The organism is Pseudomonas moraviensis (assembly GCF_900105805.1).
Classification (GTDB): Bacteria; Pseudomonadota; Gammaproteobacteria; order Pseudomonadales; family Pseudomonadaceae; genus Aquipseudomonas; species Aquipseudomonas moraviensis_A.
Genome location: NZ_LT629788.1, coordinates 5,241,734 through 5,258,122 on the forward strand (window position 1 = coordinate 5,241,734; position 16,389 = coordinate 5,258,122).

15 protein-coding genes, 1 tRNA gene and 1 pseudogene are annotated in these 16,389 nt (G+C 59.6%); 7 read left to right on the top strand and 10 right to left on the bottom strand.

From position 1 onward, the window contains the following. Nucleotides 1-3 precede the first annotated feature (3 nt). The 7 genes and pseudogenes from sbnA to BLU71_RS23585 all read right to left on the bottom strand — a co-directional run. Nucleotides 4-978 (bottom strand): 2,3-diaminopropionate biosynthesis protein SbnA, encoded by a 975-nt coding sequence (sbnA, locus tag BLU71_RS28025; RefSeq protein ID WP_083353996.1) that lies wholly within the window; start codon nucleotides 976-978, stop codon nucleotides 4-6. An 821-nt stretch (nucleotides 979-1,799) separates the two neighbouring features. After that, the gene (locus BLU71_RS23560; protein WP_231982436.1) at nucleotides 1,800-2,357 is read right to left on the bottom strand and encodes a Panacea domain-containing protein; all 558 of its coding nucleotides are present in this window, start codon (nucleotides 2,355-2,357) and stop codon (nucleotides 1,800-1,802) included. 316 nt (nucleotides 2,358-2,673) lie between these two features. After that, nucleotides 2,674-2,749: transfer RNA gene (locus BLU71_RS23565), tRNA-Phe, on the bottom strand. A gap of 91 nt (nucleotides 2,750-2,840) precedes the next feature. Continuing rightward, nucleotides 2,841-3,113, bottom strand: a complete 273-nt coding sequence (locus BLU71_RS23570) for an oxidative damage protection protein (protein WP_016772129.1) — start codon at nucleotides 3,111-3,113, stop codon at nucleotides 2,841-2,843. Then, complete coding sequence (gene mutY / locus BLU71_RS23575; protein ID WP_042608633.1) at nucleotides 3,110-4,177, bottom strand: A/G-specific adenine glycosylase; 1,068 nt, start codon at nucleotides 4,175-4,177, stop codon at nucleotides 3,110-3,112. The genes BLU71_RS23570 and mutY overlap by 4 nt, the downstream gene beginning before the upstream one ends. Then, complete coding sequence (locus tag BLU71_RS23580) at nucleotides 4,174-6,390, bottom strand: AsmA family protein (RefSeq protein ID WP_083353997.1); 2,217 nt, start codon at nucleotides 6,388-6,390, stop codon at nucleotides 4,174-4,176. The genes mutY and BLU71_RS23580 overlap by 4 nt, the downstream gene beginning before the upstream one ends. Before the next feature lie 78 nt (nucleotides 6,391-6,468). Further along, nucleotides 6,469-6,687, bottom strand: a pseudogene (locus BLU71_RS23585) (acetyl-CoA sensor PanZ family protein); the annotation flags it as partial. A 228-nt stretch (nucleotides 6,688-6,915) separates the two neighbouring features. Between BLU71_RS23585 and BLU71_RS23590 the strand changes: the two are divergent. The 7 genes from BLU71_RS23590 (at nucleotide 6,916) to BLU71_RS23620 (ending at nucleotide 12,787) form a co-directional block, all read left to right on the top strand. Beyond that, on the top strand, nucleotides 6,916-8,580 hold the full coding sequence (locus BLU71_RS23590) for an OFA family MFS transporter (RefSeq protein WP_083353998.1): 1,665 nt from the start codon (nucleotides 6,916-6,918) through the stop codon (nucleotides 8,578-8,580). Between the two features lie 264 nt (nucleotides 8,581-8,844). Further along, the gene (hisB, locus tag BLU71_RS23595) at nucleotides 8,845-9,438 is read left to right on the top strand and encodes an imidazoleglycerol-phosphate dehydratase HisB (RefSeq protein WP_016772125.1); all 594 of its coding nucleotides are present in this window, start codon (nucleotides 8,845-8,847) and stop codon (nucleotides 9,436-9,438) included. Continuing rightward, nucleotides 9,438-10,076, top strand: coding sequence for an imidazole glycerol phosphate synthase subunit HisH (hisH, locus tag BLU71_RS23600; RefSeq protein ID WP_042608636.1), 639 nt, complete (start codon nucleotides 9,438-9,440; stop codon nucleotides 10,074-10,076). The genes hisB and hisH overlap by 1 nt, the downstream gene beginning before the upstream one ends. Then, nucleotides 10,077-10,337 (top strand): DUF2164 domain-containing protein, encoded by a 261-nt coding sequence (locus tag BLU71_RS23605; protein ID WP_042608637.1) that lies wholly within the window; start codon nucleotides 10,077-10,079, stop codon nucleotides 10,335-10,337. Nucleotides 10,338-10,440: 103 nt separating this feature from the next. Continuing rightward, complete coding sequence (gene hisA, locus BLU71_RS23610) at nucleotides 10,441-11,178, top strand: 1-(5-phosphoribosyl)-5-[(5-phosphoribosylamino)methylideneamino]imidazole-4-carboxamide isomerase (protein ID WP_083353999.1); 738 nt, start codon at nucleotides 10,441-10,443, stop codon at nucleotides 11,176-11,178. Between the two features lie 9 nt (nucleotides 11,179-11,187). Next, on the top strand, nucleotides 11,188-11,958 hold the full coding sequence (gene hisF, locus BLU71_RS23615) for an imidazole glycerol phosphate synthase subunit HisF (RefSeq protein WP_007897430.1): 771 nt from the start codon (nucleotides 11,188-11,190) through the stop codon (nucleotides 11,956-11,958). A gap of 73 nt (nucleotides 11,959-12,031) precedes the next feature. Continuing rightward, the gene (locus tag BLU71_RS23620) at nucleotides 12,032-12,787 is read left to right on the top strand and encodes a substrate-binding periplasmic protein (protein ID WP_042608639.1); all 756 of its coding nucleotides are present in this window, start codon (nucleotides 12,032-12,034) and stop codon (nucleotides 12,785-12,787) included. On the opposite strand, the gene BLU71_RS23625 is transcribed toward BLU71_RS23620, so the two are convergent. The 3 genes from BLU71_RS23625 to BLU71_RS23635 form a co-directional block, all read right to left on the bottom strand. Beyond that, nucleotides 12,768-14,141 carry a Vps62-related protein gene (locus BLU71_RS23625; protein ID WP_083354000.1) on the bottom strand — a complete coding sequence of 458 codons (1,374 nt, stop codon included), beginning with the start codon at nucleotides 14,139-14,141 and terminating at the stop codon, nucleotides 12,768-12,770. The genes BLU71_RS23620 and BLU71_RS23625 overlap by 20 nt on opposite strands. A 118-nt stretch (nucleotides 14,142-14,259) precedes the next feature. After that, nucleotides 14,260-15,036, bottom strand: a complete 777-nt coding sequence (locus BLU71_RS23630; RefSeq protein WP_042608641.1) for a divergent polysaccharide deacetylase family protein — start codon at nucleotides 15,034-15,036, stop codon at nucleotides 14,260-14,262. A 2-nt stretch (nucleotides 15,037-15,038) separates the two neighbouring features. Next, nucleotides 15,039-16,358, bottom strand: coding sequence for a S41 family peptidase (locus tag BLU71_RS23635; protein ID WP_042608642.1), 1,320 nt, complete (start codon nucleotides 16,356-16,358; stop codon nucleotides 15,039-15,041). Nucleotides 16,359-16,389: the final 31 nt, after the last annotated feature.

The following is a 16,389-nucleotide window of genomic DNA, read 5'->3' on the forward strand; positions in this document are numbered from 1 at the left end:
GGATTACGCCGAGAGTGCCAGAGCGATTTCAGGAAAAAGGGGCTGCAGTGCGGTTGCGCCGATCCGCTGGGTGACCCAGTCGTCGCAATAGATGGTTTCGAGATAGCGCTCGCCCATGTCGGGGGAGATCGCCACCACGATATCGTCGGGCCGGATATGCGCCGCCCACTGGCGGATGCCGGCGAGCACAGTGCCGGTGGAGCCGCCGAAGAGCAGGCCGTAGCGTTGCGCCAGCCAACGGCAGACTTTGATCGTCTGTTCCTCGGGAATCGACAGGAAGTCATGAATGCCCGACGACTCGAATATCTCCGGCAGGCGGCTGGTGCCGAGCCCCGGAATATGGCGCGTGCCGCCCGGCAGGCCGAACGTCACCGAGCCAACGGTATCGACGGCAATGACTTTGGTCTGCGGATGATGTTCGGCGAAGTAGTTCTTGCAGCCCATCAGCGTGCCGGTGGTACCCGCGCCGACGAACAGGTAATCCACTTGGGGAAACTTGTGCGCGATGGACTTGGCAGTCGCTTGATAGTGGACGAGAGGGTTGGTCGGATTCTTGTACTGGTTGAGCCAGATGTAGTCGGCATTGTCAGCGACCAGTTGTTCGATCAGGCGAATCCGCGAATTCAGGTAACCGCCATTCTCGTCACGCTGATCGACCATGAGCATTTGCGCGCCCAGGGCGTGAATCAGCTTGCGGTTCGGCGCGGAAATATTCGGGTCGATTACGCAAACGAACTTGTAACCCTTGGCGGCGCAGACCATGGCCAGCGCAACGCCCAGATTCCCCGATGAGGATTCGATAAGGCGGGTCTTGTGGTTGATCAGTCCGCGGACTTCAAGATCAGCGATCAGCGCGTGCGCGGTCTTCAGCTTGATAGAGCCGGCGGGATTCAGTCCTTCGATTTTCAGCTGGATCGTTGCGCTGCAAAGATCGCCGATCTGCACATAACTGTCTTCATTGATGAGTTGCTTGATCATACGTCGTCCGTTTCGCTCTTTTGCCGGGCGCACGGGGGCGCCAGCATTCATCCTGGAATGTTTGAAAAGCAGTAACTGCAGTTCGCCTGTGGGTTGGATTTCAGATTTTTTTGCTGGACAGGAAGTGACCTTGCGGGCGACGCCGATCGATTCAAAAAATCAGGTTTTTGCGCTCTGAGGGCTACAGGAGTCCAGAGTGTTGCGGGGCGCAAAGTAGAGCCAGTCATTGGCTCGCCAAGGCTTGCTTGAAGTATTGGCGAAACGCCATCTGCGCGGAGAGATACAGATTTCCGGTTTTTTCCAGTACAGCTGGAATCCGGGTGTATCGAAGGGCCAAGAGAGGAGGGGGATCAAATCGCAGGCATAAAAACCCCTGAATCTTGCGATTCAGGGGTTTCGGATTAGGCTCCGAGCTCGTATTTTTTAGAAATTATTCTGACGGATAAATCTGCCGATCTTCCTTGGAAGATGTCTGGAGACATCGAAACCAGCTCGAATTCGTTCATACAAGCCATCACTCACAGGGTGATGAGCTACGATTTCCCCGGCGTCCACTTTCATATCAAGCCGAGATGCGTCAAAGACAGCAGCTTCTTTGTACACCACCCAGCTATCCCAACGTACATAAGGATGACATTCCGTAGTCAAAATGCATGAAGGATCATGGTAAATCCCCGCCTTGATTGAGGAAATGTTTACAGCCAAAACACCTTCGTACCCATGTTCATGTGAATAAACAGGGTCATTCATCACGATATGGAGATGGTTGGCCGGGCCGCTGAGTATCAGTAGAGTTCCTTTCCTTAAAATATTCCCTGGCATCAGATCAACTCAGAAACCGCCCTTCCTAGACTTTTACGCTCAAACAATTCTCGAGCCAGCGCTTCTGCCTGATTCTCGTCCTTGCCTAGCGCCCTGAACACTGCTCGAGGATTGATGGGAGTAGAGGAACGCCCTGGGTCGATCCATTCCGGCAGGTGGTCATGAGTGTAATCCACAAGCTCCCAGCGCTTCATTCGCCCAAACTGATCCCAGACATGATCCAAGATCTCAATGTCTGCATCGGACAACTCGTCCAGTTCCTCAATGTCAGTGGGGCCGCGGCTGAGAGAGACTTCGAATTGCGCTTCGGAGGTTATCCAGCTTCGCCAGATAGGCGACTGAATTTGTCCAGTGATGAGATTAAGCGTTGCAGAGAGGACAGGTCCCTGCGCCATTGAGACATGCGAATCGTGCGAAATGGGGGCGCTATAGCGATCCATCGACTCACGATCCGCTAGGTACAGCAGCTTCATGAGTTTTATGTAGGCCATGCGTCCGCCGCGTCTTTGCAAAAAGTAAGCCGCCATCTGGGCTACTTTTTGTTCGCTGAAGATCACAATTAAACCCCTTTCCCCAATCCATAGGGACATGCTGAAAATGGTGCCGAATTATCGGCTCGGTAATAGGTTAGTCAAGCACAGTATCATCCGGTTCGTCCGAATGGCAGGTCTCAATCTGCGCTTGGTTGCTGAAACTGTACATCCATACAGTTCTAGTGGCAACCTACGGCTTGCCTGCCATCTTTAACATGCCGCTGTCTCGCTAGCGAATGTCAGGCATCCAGAGACAGGCAAGATGTCAGCAATTTTTCACCGTCAGGAAATCGCAGGCATAAAAAAACCCTGAATCTTGCGATTCAGGGTTTTCGGTATTTGGTGCCCAGAGACGGAATCGAACCGCCGACACGGGGATTTTCAATCCCCTGCTCTACCGACTGAGCTATCTGGGCAACGGGGCGCATTAAAAGGGTTTTTCGAATTTACGTCAACGACTTTTTGAAAATTTCTTAAATTAATTCCGTCGCTTACGAAATATGCAGGTTATTCGGCTGGCGGCACATAGCCTTCGGCCTTGGCGTATTCCTCGCCGGAGAAGTACTTGTCCATTTCGCCCTGCAGGTATTTGCGATCTTCGGCGTTCATCATGTTCAGACGCTTTTCGTTGATCAGCAGGGTCTGGTGTTTCTGCCAGTCGGCCCAGGCCTTGGCGGAGACGTGGTCGAAAATATCCTGGCCCTTGGCCCCCGGGAAAGGGGCGCGTTCCAGCGCGGGCAGTTCTTCTTTGTACTTGCGGCACATTACGGTGCGGGTCATGGCGACTCTCCTGCATTCAAGACGGCGGCCGCGCGTTCGAGCAAGGTCTTGACCGGGGCAGCAAGGCCCAGGCGCGGCGGGGTGGCGAGGTTATACCAGAGCCAGTCGGCCTCGGCCACGTGATGGCTGGCTTCCTGCACCTGAACCAGCCACGGTTCGATGGATAACTGGAAATGGCTGAACGTGTGAACCAGGCTCGGCAGCGCTTGCTGCTGACCCATGGTCAGCGAGTGCTGATCGGCCAGATGCTGCAGGTCTTCCAGATCATCCAGTTCCGGCAGGCTCCACAGACCGCCCCACAGGCCCGTAGACGGGCGGCGGTAAAGCAGAATTGCGCCTTCGCCATTGGCCAGCATCGGCATCAGCGTGCGTTTCTGCGGAATGGCCTTGCGCGGCTTGGGAATCGGGTAGCGGGTTTCCAGGCCAAGCATGTGCGCTTCACAGCCGCGCTTGAGCGGACACAGCAGGCAACTCGGCTTGCTGCGCGTGCAGAGTGTAGCGCCGAGATCCATCATCGCCTGGGTGTAGGCGTTGACCCGGTCGTGCGGGGTGAACCGCTCGGCGTTGGCCCACAGCTGTCTGGCGACCTTCGGTTCGCCGGGGTAGCCCTCTTGCGCCGTGAAGCGCGCCAGCACGCGTTTGACGTTGCCGTCGAGGATCGGCGCGCGCAGGCCCATGCTGATGCTGGCGATCGCGCCGGCGGTGGACAGACCGATCCCCGGTAGCTCGGTGAGTTTTTCCACGTCACGCGGGAATTCGCCACCGTACTGGCTGACGACGATCTTCGCGGTCTTCTGCAGATTGCGTGCGCGAGTGTAGTAACCCAGCCCGGTCCACAGGTGCAGCACCTCGTCTTCCGGCGCTTCAGCCAGCGCTTCGACCGTCGGCAGCGCTGCCATGAAACGCTCGAAGTAATTGAGCACGGTGCTGACCTGGGTCTGCTGCAACATGATCTCGGACACCCACACCCGGTACGGGTTGATGTCCTGCTGCCACGGCAAATCGTGGCGGCCATGGCGGTCGAACCACTCCAGCACCGCCGTGGAAAACTGCTCCGCTGTCATCGCTTGAACAGCCCCTTCAATGCGTTTTTCAGTTCCGGGCTGACTTTGTCCCCCAGTTTCTCGTCGATCTTCTCGCTCAGTTTGTTGCCGGCCATTTTGCTGGCGACCTGACCGAGACGGTCATTGTCGACGCGGCAGGCCTTGGCGCCCAGTTCCAGCGGGCCACGGCAGCGCAGCGGCCACTCGATGCCGACGAACTTCTCGCCGACCTGACAGGCCGGGTCGGGCATGGCGCTGGTGTCGCCCTCGACGATGATGCCGACGCGGTAATCCATGCCCAAAACGCGCAGGTCGATATCGCCGTCACCGTTGACGGTCATGCCGGGGATGCGCACTTTCAGGTCCGGGTTGCTGGCGACGCCGTTGCGCACGGTCAGGTTGCCCTTGAGCTCTTCGAACGGTGTGTCCTTGCCGCGCGGCTCGCCACTGAGGGTCTTGCGATTGAGGGTGGCGATGCCTTTGCACAATTGCTGTTCAAGATTGGCGTTGAGCAGCACGCCGTTGTTGATGACGAAGCTGGCGTTGCCGTTGAGCGTATCGATCAGCGCCTGTTGGCTATTGCCGCTGCCGGTGAGGCTGCTGGTCAGCGTTACCAGGCCTTTGACCGGGGGATTCTTGCCCTGGCTTTCGATGATTTTTTCCGCCGGCACGCGATTGAGGCGGGTCTGCAGGTTCAGCACCGGCGCGCTTGGGCGCACGTCGAGGGTGCCGTTGGCGACGAAGCCGCCGTTGTACAGATCACCACTCAGGTTAGTCAGCGTCAGCAAGCCGCCCTGGCCGGTGGCTTTGAGCGCGGCGTTCTGGATCGGCAGTTTGTCGAGAGTCAGCTGGCCGAAAGTCAGGTCGGCATCTACGTCCAGTTTCGCCAGGCGTTCCACCGGCAGCAGGCGCTCGGTGCTCCAGGCGGTTTTGCTCGGTTTGTCCGGCAGCGGCGTGGTGCCTGCCACCGCGCCGGCCTCGGTGCTGGCGACTTCGGCCTGACGCGTTTGCGTGGCGCTGTTGGCCTGGGCCGATTTCGGGGGCAGGTAGCGGTCGACGTTGAATGTGTCGGCCTTAAGAATGGCGCGCAGCGACTGTTTGGCGAAATCCTCGATGGCGATGCGGCCGCTGAAGCTGCTGTCATCGAGTTTCAGGTTGATGTTGTCGAACGACAGACTGGTCGGCGTGGCGGCGACGCGGCTGACCAGTTCGACTTTGCTCAGGCTGCCTTCGCCCATCGCCGGCAGTGTCTGGCCGATGCTGTCGACGAATTTCGCCAGATCGAACTGGGCGATGGAAATGCCCCCGCTGATCTGCGGCGTCTTGTCGAGGTCGTTGGCTTTCAGCTCACCCAAGGCACGCAACTGGTTGGCGGAAATCTTGATGCCGGTCCATTCGGCGACGTTCGCTGCCTTGTCCAGCAACAACTGGCCCTGGGCGGAGAAAGTCATGGTCTTGCCTTGCAACGGATCGCCAGCGAGTTCGCCGGTCAGCTTCAGGTCTTCGAATTTGTAGCGTTGCAGCGCGCGCTCGAAGCGCAATTCGCCGTTGAGCTCGGTGCGCACGCGCAACACCGGTTGATTGGTGCCGAGGAACGCGGTGGCCTTCACCGGGATGTTGGTCGAGTCGTGCACCGGGCCGGTGCTCAGCTGAATGCTTTCGGCGCTGAACTGCTTGCCGGTCAGCTCATCGGTGTATTCAACGCGGGCGTTGTTGACGGTCAGGCTGTCGATGTCGAGGCGGATCGGCTGCGCCGGTTTTTCCACGGCGACGGTCGGCTCGCTGGCAGTCGTGCCCGGTGTGGCGGGTGGCGTCGAGCCGGGCGCTACAGGCACCTTGCCGATATCTTCCCAGTTGCCGTGGCCGTTCTTGTCACGGTTCAGGCGCAGGTTGAGGCCTTCGACGCGCACATCGCTCATCTGCACTTCACGGCGCAACAACGGCAGGACGCGGACGGACAGACCGAGCATCTGCAAATCGGCAAACGGTTCGGCGGGTTTGGCCAGGGTGGCGACGCTGGCTTCGTGCAGTTCCAGGCCGAGCCACGGGAACAGGCTCCAGCCGATATCGCCATTGAGCGTCAGCTCGATGTGGGCCTTGTCGCGGGCTATCTGGCGGATCTCGTCTTTGTAGTCGTTGGGATCGAAGAGGTGGGTCAGGGCAAAACCTGCCGCCACAATGATCAGCAACAGCCCGAGAAGTACCAGACCCAGGATTTTGCCGAACGCTTTCATGGGCGAGTCCTTGTAGTTAGTCGAATTCGTCATTTGGCCGGGGAGTATAGCGCTGCAAGCACCCGGTTCGGTGTGGCGTCATCTGCCGAGGGTCGGCGGTGGCACCTGCAACTTCGCTACCGGTGCCTGCGCTTGAGGATGCCCGGCGGGCGCCAGAGGGCGCAATCCGGCCCCGGCTTGCGACGCCATTTTTTGCGCTTGGTTCACCAGTCGTTCAGCCCCGCCATGGCGACGGGTAACTTTTCGCACGCATAAATGGGACAAGTAGCAAACGGCGTGGTGCCTTTGCAGACGCGGGGTTGGCGGCTTCCCGAGTCGTACGAGAACAGATGACTTGAAAAAAGGTGATATCAGTTTGGTTTTTCTGTCACCTGAGAATGGTAACCTTCGCCAGTTCGTCCGCCCGTCTGCGACTTAACGTCGCGCCATCAAGGAGCTTCACCTAAAAAAACGGTCATGCCTGCGTGCATAAGGCCGAGGGTGAGCAGTGGCTGGCGAACCATACTAACAATTGGGGGATACACAATGAGCACGAGCATCACGGCGGACGGCCTCAGAGCCGACCAGCCTGCGTTCCTGTCCAAGGAACGCATCATCGCCAAGCCCGGTTTCAACCGCTGGCTGGTTCCACCGGCCGCTTTGGCCATTCACCTGTGCATCGGCATGGCCTACGGCTTCTCGGTGTTCTGGTTGCCGCTGTCCAAGGCACTGGGCGTTACCGCGCCGGTGGCTTGCGCACCGGACATGAGCTTCATCGCACAGGTATTTTCGTCGAACTGCGACTGGCCGATCTCCATGCTCGGCTGGATCTACACGCTGTTCTTCATCTTCCTCGGCTGCTCGGCAGCGATCTGGGGTGGCTGGCTGGAACACGCCGGTCCTCGTAAAGCGGGCGTGGTGTCGGCGCTGTGCTGGTGTGGCGGTCTGCTGATTTCCGCGCTGGGTATCTATACCCACCAGATCTGGCTGATGTGGATCGGCTCGGGCGTGATCGGCGGCATCGGTCTGGGCCTGGGCTATATCTCGCCGGTATCGACCCTGATCAAGTGGTTCCCGGACAAGCGCGGCATGGCGACCGGCATGGCAATCATGGGCTTCGGTGGCGGCGCGATGGTCGGTGCGCCGTTGGCGACTGCGCTGATGAGCCACTTCGCTTCGCCAGAAGGCGTGGGCGTATGGCAAAGCTTCGTGGCCATGGCGGCCATCTACTTCGTGTTCATGATCGGTGGCGCATTGTCCTACCGCGTGCCGCCAACCGGCTGGAAGCCTGAAGGCTGGACCGCTCCGGCAAAGAAAGCTTCGAACGCGATGATCACCAACCGTCACGTTCACGTGAACGTAGCGTGGAAAACTCCACAATTCCGTCTGGTCTGGCTGGTGCTGTGCCTGAACGTGTCGGCGGGTATCGGCATCCTCGGCATGGCTTCGCCACTGTTGCAGGAAGTGTTTGGCGGCAAGTTGCTGGGCGTTGACGTGCCGTTCGGTCAACTCGACGCCGGCCAACTGGCTTCGATCGCGGCGATCGCGGCGGGCTTCACCGGTCTGCTGAGCCTGTTCAACATCGGTGGCCGCTTCTTCTGGGCCTCTTTCTCGGATTACCTGGGCCGCAAAAACACCTATTTCGTGTTCTTCGCCTTGGGTTTTGCCCTGTACGCACTGATTCCGAACCTGGGTCACTTGGGCAACGTTGCGCTGTTCGTGGCGGCGTTCTGCATCATCCTGTCGATGTACGGCGGTGGTTTTGCCACGGTGCCGGCCTATCTGGCCGACCTGTTCGGTACGCAGATGGTCGGTGCAATCCACGGTCGTCTGCTGACTGCCTGGGCTGCTGCCGGTGTGCTCGGTCCGGTGCTGGTGAACTACCTGCGTGAATATCAGTTGAGCATCGGCGTGGAACGCGCAGCTGCCTACGACATCACTCTGTACATCCTCGCCGGCCTGCTGGTGCTGGGCTTCCTGTGCAACCTGATGGTGCGCCCAGTCGCTGACAAGTACTTCATGACCGACGCTGAACTGGCCGCCGAACAGGCGCTGGGCCACGACAAGGGTGCTGATGCCAGCACCGTTCTGGAGTGGAAAGCGGCGCCGGGCACCAAGCCTCTGGCAATCGCTGCCTGGCTGGTGGTGGGTATTCCGTTGGCGTGGGGTGTGTGGGTGACCCTGCAGAAAACGGCGGTATTGTTTCACTAAGTAAAAAGGCAGTACCCCTGTAGGAGTGAGCCTGCTCGCGATAGCGGTCTGACAGTCACAGAAATGTTGATTGCCAGGTCCTCATCGCGAGCCGGCTCACTCCTACAGTTGTTTTTGGCGTGCCTGTAATGGCTTGTATGGACATGTCTACCCGCGACAGCCGGGCGTTCTATCCGTCAGGCATCTCTCCTCTCGTGTTTCTGTTTGCGCCTCGCGTGCCTATAATGGCTGCCTTTTTCGCCCAATGATTTTGCGGAGCTGGTGATGGCCGAACGTAAGGCGTCTGTCGAGCGCGACACTCTGGAAACCCAGATCAAAGCCTCGATCAACCTTGATGGCACCGGAAAGGCCCGATTCGATATCGGCGTTCCTTTTCTTGAGCACATGCTGGATCAGATCGCCCGTCACGGGTTGATCGATCTGGATATCGAATGCAAGGGCGATCTGCATATCGACGACCACCATACGGTGGAAGACGTCGGTATCACCCTCGGCCAGGCCTTCGCCAAAGCCATCGGCGACAAGAAAGGCATCCGTCGCTACGGCCATGCCTACGTGCCGCTCGATGAAGCGCTGTCGCGCGTGGTGATCGATTTCTCCGGTCGCCCGGGCCTGCAGATGCACGTGCCGTACACCCGCGCCACCGTCGGTGGCTTCGACGTTGACCTGTTCCAGGAATTCTTCCAGGGCTTCGTCAACCACGCGCTGGTCAGTGTGCACATCGACAACCTGCGCGGCACCAACACTCACCACCAGATCGAAACCGTGTTCAAGGCATTCGGCCGCGCCCTGCGCATGGCCGTCGAGCTGGACGAACGCATGGCCGGGCAAATGCCATCGACCAAAGGCGTGCTGTAATGCAGACGGTTGCAGTTATCGACTACGGCATGGGCAACCTGCACTCAGTGGCCAAAGCGCTTGAGCACGTCGGCGCTGGCAAGGTGCTGATCACCAGCGATGCGAACGTGATTCGTGAAGCCGACCGCGTGGTATTCCCCGGCGTTGGCGCGATTCGCGATTGCATGGCGGAGATCCGTCGGCTCGGCTTCGATTCGCTGGTCCGTGAGGTCAGCCAGGATCGGCCATTCCTCGGCATCTGCGTCGGCATGCAAGCCTTGCTCGACAGCAGCGAAGAGAATGATGGCGTTGACTGCATCGGCCTGTTCCCGGGCGCGGTGAAGTTCTTCGGCAAGGACCTGCACGAAGACGGCGAGCACCTGAAGGTCCCGCACATGGGCTGGAATGAGGTGAAGCAGAACATCAGTCACCCGCTGTGGCACGACATCCCGGATCTGGCGCGTTTCTACTTCGTGCACAGCTACTACATCGCCGCCGCCAATGGGCGGCAGGTGGTGGGCAGCGGTCATTACGGTGTCGATTTCGCCGCAGCGCTGGCCGATGGCTCGCGCTTCGCCGTGCAGTTCCACCCGGAGAAGAGCCATACCCACGGCCTGCAATTGCTGCAGAACTTCGCCGCATGGGACGGTCGCTGGTAAATGGCTGGCAAGAAGTCCAAACCGCCGATCCTGACCCTCACTCCCGAGCAGGAGAGCGAGGCCAATCGCAAGATTCAGCGGTTCATGGAAGACCGTTTCGAACTCGACCTGGGTTCGTTCGAAGCGGCGGAAATTCTTGAGCTGTTTACCCGCGAAATTGCTCCGCACTATTACAACAGGGCGATTTTCGATGTGCAGACCCACCTCAAGGAGCGGTTTGAAAGCATCGAAAGCGACCTGTGGGCGCTCGAAAAAAATTAAGAGCAGCGGCAAGCGTCAAGCTGCGAGCTGCAAGAGATAGACGCGCGTGCGCGCTTGCAGCTTATGGCTTGCAGCTTGCCGCTCTTTTGACGAAGGAAAAAGCATGCTGATTATCCCCGCTATCGATCTCAAAGACGGTGCCTGCGTACGTCTGCGCCAGGGCCGCATGGAAGATTCCACGGTGTTCTCCGATGACCCGGTGAGCATGGCTGCCAAGTGGGTGGAGGGCGGTTGCCGCCGTCTGCATCTGGTCGACCTCAACGGCGCGTTCGAAGGTCAGCCGGTCAACGGCGAAGTGGTCACCGCGATCGCCAAGCGCTACCCGACCCTGCCGATCCAGATCGGTGGCGGCATCCGCTCGCTGAAAACCATTGAGCATTACGTCAAGGCCGGCGTGAGCTACGTGATCATCGGCACCAAAGCCGTAAAGGATCCTGCGTTCGTCGCTGAAGCCTGCCGTGCCTTCCCGGGCAAGATCATCGTCGGTCTGGATGCCAAAGACGGTTTCGTCGCCACCGATGGCTGGGCTGAAATCAGCACCGTACAGGTGATCGATCTGGCCAGGCAGTTCGAAGCCGACGGCGTGTCGTCGATTGTTTATACCGACATCGCCAAAGACGGCATGATGCAGGGCTGCAACGTACCGTTCACCGCTGCTCTGGCCGCTGCGACGAAGATTCCGGTGATCGCTTCCGGCGGCATCCACAATCTGGGTGACATCAAGTCGCTGCTTGACGCCAAGGCGCCGGGCATCATCGGCGCGATCACAGGCCGGGCGATCTACGAAGGCACACTCGACGTCGCCGAAGCGCAAGCTTTCTGCGATTCGTACCAAGGCTGAGGACTGACCATGGCGCTGGCCAAACGCATCATCCCTTGCCTGGACGTGGACAACGGCCGGGTCGTCAAAGGTGTGAAGTTCGAGAACATCCGTGACGCCGGTGACCCGGTGGAAATCGCCCGTCGCTACGACGAGCAGGGTGCCGACGAAATTACCTTTCTCGACATCACCGCCAGCGTCGATGGCCGCGACACCACGCTGCATACCGTCGAGCGCATGGCCAGCCAGGTGTTCATTCCGCTGACCGTCGGCGGTGGCGTGCGCACCGTGCAGGACATCCGCAACCTGCTCAATGCCGGCGCGGACAAGGTGTCGATCAATACCGCTGCCGTGTTCAACCCGGAATTCGTCGGTGAAGCCGCGCAGCATTTCGGCTCGCAGTGCATCGTCGTCGCCATCGACGCCAAGAAAGTCTCCGGCCCGGGCGAAACCCCGCGCTGGGAGATCTTCACCCACGGCGGGCGCAAGCCGACCGGCCTCGATGCAGTCGAGTGGGCGAAGAAAATGGAAGGCCTCGGTGCCGGCGAAATCCTCCTGACCAGCATGGATCAGGACGGCATGAAAAACGGCTTCGATCTCGGCGTTACCCGCGCCATCAGCGATGCGCTGGGCATTCCGGTGATCGCTTCCGGCGGTGTCGGCAACCTGCAGCATCTGGCCGATGGCATCCTCGAAGGGCACGCCAGCGCGGTGCTGGCAGCGAGTATTTTCCACTTCGGCGAATACACCGTGCAGGAAGCCAAGGCCTACATGGCGCATCGCGGCATCGTCATGCGCTAAAGCGTACAGGCCAGTGGACAGCATGGCGCGCCCAAGGCACTCTTGGGCACGCCATGGATTCCGGTAGCCCGACATGATCAAACGCCTGCTTGTTGTTCTCGCCAGCGCCTCATTGTTGTTCATCAGCAATGCCCGGGCGCAAAACAGTCCCGACACCGATCTGGTGCTGCTCACCGAAAACTTCCCGCCGTACAACATGGCGAAGAACGGCAAGAATTTCGCTCAAGGCGAAAACATCAACGGCATTGCCACCGACATCGTCCGCGAGATGTTCCAGCGCGCGGGCCTCACATACAGTCTGACCCTGCGTTTCCCTTGGGAGCGTGTCTACAAACTCGCGCTGGAAAATCCCGGTTATGGGGCCTTCGTCATGGCGCGCCTGCCCGATCGCGAAAGACTGTTCAAATGGGTCGGACCGATCGGTCCCGATGACTGGATCCTGCTGGCCAAGGCTGACAGCAAGATCACCCTTGAAACCCTCAACGATGCACGCAAATACAAGATCGGTGCCTACAAGGGCGACGCGATTGCCGAGACGCTGACCAAGCAAGGCCTCAAGCCGGTGGTGGTGCTGCGCGATCAGGACAATGCGAAGAAACTGCTCAACGGCCAGATCGATCTGTGGGCCACCGGTGATCCTGCCGGCCGTTATCTGGCCCGGCAGGATGGCGTGACTGGCCTGAAGACTGTGCTGCGCTTCAACAGCGCCGAGTTGTACCTGGCGCTAAACAAGGATGTGCCGGATACAGTCGTTGCCAGGTTGCAGGCTGCGCTTGATCAGATGCGCAAGGACGGGGTTGTCGACGAGATCATGGGACGCTATCTGTAACCACTGGCAACTCTGTGCTTGCCGGCAACGCTGCGACTTCGTTATCCGCTTCGTGATCGACTGTCGCGCTTTGCATGTGCGTGGCCTCAGCAGGCAGGTCTGTCGCGTTCGGTTGCGGTGGTGTGTACACGCTGAAGTGCAGGTTCCTGCCATCGGTGTAGCTGACGACGCTGCCGATCTGTGTGCCGTCCGCGCGAAGCAGCTTATAGTCACTTTGAGTCAGATACACCGCCATCGAGCTGTTGCCGGCGACGATAGCCGCGACATCGATGGGTGCCGGGTTGAGCCATTCGTTCGAGTGTGTTTCACAGTGGGTAAAGTCATTGTTCAACCGCGCCGAAAACAGAAAGGGTTGCGACAGGTTGCTTTGCCACTGTGCGCCGAACTCGATCAAAGTGGCATTGCTGAACAGGCGCAGTCGGTTGTTTTGCTGCAGGCGGGGTGCGACCCAGCGCACAGTCTTGTTGTTGTTTTCCGTGTTGTGGCAATGGCCAACGAGCTGATAGTGATCCGTGCGCTGAAGCAGATACTCAGGTGACTGATTGAACTGTTGGCGTCGGGTGAGCTGTGGGTCTTTTACGATGAACCATGGCAGTCGAGCGCTGTAAGCAGGTTGCTCGGGCGCCTGCAGGGTGGCTGGTGTTACATCGACAAGGACTGGCGCGGCGGGGCGCGCATTGACGTCAATCACAATCGGGATACGCAGGGAATAAAGGTTGAAATTGGCGGGTTTGGAATAACCGTTGACGCCGACGAAGGTGCCTGGCGCCAGATGGATTTCATCCGCAGGCGCCGAAGGCGGAATGGCACTCCATGTGCTGATGCTTTGTCGGGCCCCACTGCCCTTGTCTGTCCACACCGGTACGTTGAGGCCAGAAGCAATCAAGAGGTCGGCACGGACGCAACGGACAGCATTCAAGGAAGGCTTTCCGTGACCGTCGGAGCAAACCGAACCGAGCGCTACGTACCCTTGCGGAGGAATGGGTCGCCAGATCGCCCCGTCCTTTTTCGAACCTGAACCTGTGTCTTGCCAGATCAGTTCGTAGTCGTCAGGCCGGCGCAACGCGCTGCCTTTTGCGGGGTCTGCACTGGGTGTCGCCGCTTCGCAAACCACGGCCACCGCATGTCTGTCATTAATGTTGTCATGGTCATCAATCGCCACGTCGCCCAACGGGAAATAACCCGGCAGCACATCGGCTGGTGGCGTGGGCCGCCAGAAGGCCGCCGGTTTCACTCGGGAGCCAACGGTGTCCCAGATGCGCAGAAACTCCGTCGTGAAGCTGATCAGCAAGTTGTCGTTTCGGATGGGTTGCATTTGCGCGGTTGGCAAAGCGGCAGTCTCATGAGTAGGCATTGCAATTCCTGATAGTTGTAAGGCGACGCAAGGGCGTCGCGACCTGTTGCAGGTCGCACTATCGGAGACGGGGACGGTTATCGGGTGGTAACTATGTATGTGCCAGCGTCACAGGGTTTTACCGGTAGACGCCGTCCTTGCCATGGCCGGCCATGGCGCGGTTGCTGCGTACGCTAATCATCTGCCGGATATCGATCCAGTCGATGCCCTGCGCTTTGAGCTTGGGCAACTCGCGCTCGAGTACCGCCAGGGTCTGCGGGTACGGATGGCCGATCATCACCGCCGAACCCTGTTTGTGCGCCAAGGCGATCGCGGTCTGTAGCTGGGTGGCAATTGCCGCTTCAGTGCGCTCGTCATCGAGAAACACATCTCGGGAAACGCTGGCCAGATCGATCTTCTGCGCCTGCTGCGCAGCGACCGTTTGAGCGCTGGTGCGGCTGTCAACGAAGAATTTGTGACGACGCTGCAACTCACCCATCAACCACGCCATCGCCACCGGTTGCGCGGTCATGCGGCTGCCCATGTGGTTATTGATGCCGGCGGTGAACGGGACTTTTTCGAACGCGGCATTCAGACGTTTCTGCAGTTCTTCGATGGGCAGTTCGGGGTGCCAGGCGTAGGGGCCGGTGGCCGGGTCCATCGGCATGTGCAGAATGACGATCTTCCCGGCGCGATGGGCTTCGCGCGCAAACTCGGTGGCGTGCGGGGTATCGGGCATGATCGCCGCTGTGACCGGACCGGGCAGGGCGAGCACGCGACGATCCCGAGGCAGGTTCTGCCCCAGGTCGTCGATGATCAGCGTCAGGTAGGCTTTGTGCGGCGAGGAGCTGGCGGGCTCTGCTTGCGCAAAACCCGCCAGACAGCACAACAGAATGCAGAGTGAACGCAGCAACATCCTCAACGGCCGGAGGTGATGCTCAGGCCTTTGAGCAGGCTCAGGGCCTGGGCCAACTGGTAATCGTCATCCTGCGGCATCGCTTTGGCCTTGCCAGCCGAACCACTCGGCTTGTCGGCGCCGCCGTTGCCGTTGCCCAGGTGACCTTGCAGGTCCGCTTCCTTGAAGTACTCGCTGTCGGCTTCGTTGGTGATCTTCGCGCGGCGCACTTCAATGTCCGGGACGATGCCCTGGGCCTGAATTGAGCGGCCATTGGGCGTGAAGTACAGCGCGGTGGTGATCTTCAGCGCGCGATCATTGTTCAGCGGCAGAACGGTTTGCACCGAGCCCTTGCCGAAGCTGGTGGTGCCCATGACCACGGCGCGTTTCTGGTCCTGCAGGGCGCCGGCGACGATTTCCGAAGCCGAGGCGCTGCCACCGTTGATCAGCACCACCATCGGTACCGCTTCGCTTTCATCCTTGCCGGTGGCGGAGAAGCGCAGCTCGGAATTGGCGATGCGCCCCTTGGTGTAGACGATCAGGCCCTTGGTGATGAAATGGTCGACCACTTCAACCGCCGATTGCAGCACGCCGCCCGGGTTGTTGCGCAGGTCGAGAATGATGCCGTTGAGCTTCTTGCCGTTGTCCTTGCGCAGCTTGGCCAGCGCCTTGGAGACTTCTTCGCCGGTCTTGACCTGGAACTGGGTAATGCGGATGTAGCCGTAGCCCGATTCCAGCAGCTGCGCCTTGACGCTCTTCACCTGAATCACCGCACGCGCCAGGGTCACGTCGAATGGCGTGCCGCCGTCGCGAACCAGAGTCAGGGTGATCTTCTGGCCGATCTTGCCGCGCATCTTGTCGACGGCTTCGGTCATGGTCTGGCCGCGGGTTGGCTGGCCGTTGATCTTGACGATGAAGTCACCGGCCTGAATGCCGGCCTTGGATGCCGGGGTGTCATCGATTGGCGAGACGACCTTGATGAAGCCGTCTTCAGCACCGACTTCGATGCCCAGGCCGCCGAACTCACCGCTGGTGCTTTCCTGCAGTTCGGTGAAGTCTTCCGGGCCAAGGTAGGCTGAGTGCGGATCGAGGTTGCTGAGCATGCCCTTGATCGCGTTTTCCAACAGGGTCTTGTCGTCCACAGGTTCGACGTACGCGGCTTTGATCCGGTCCATGACCTCGGCGAAGGTGCGCAACTCTTCCAGCGGCAACGGCGCCTTGGCGGTCGCGGCAGTGCCTGCCGGAGCGACGGTCGGGGCCGGTTGCGCGGCGAACGCCAGAGGCGCGCCGATCACCAGGGCGATCGTCAGGGCCAGCGAGGTAAGGCGGGACAAATGCAGCATGTCGAACGAACTCCTGAATTAGGTAACGTGC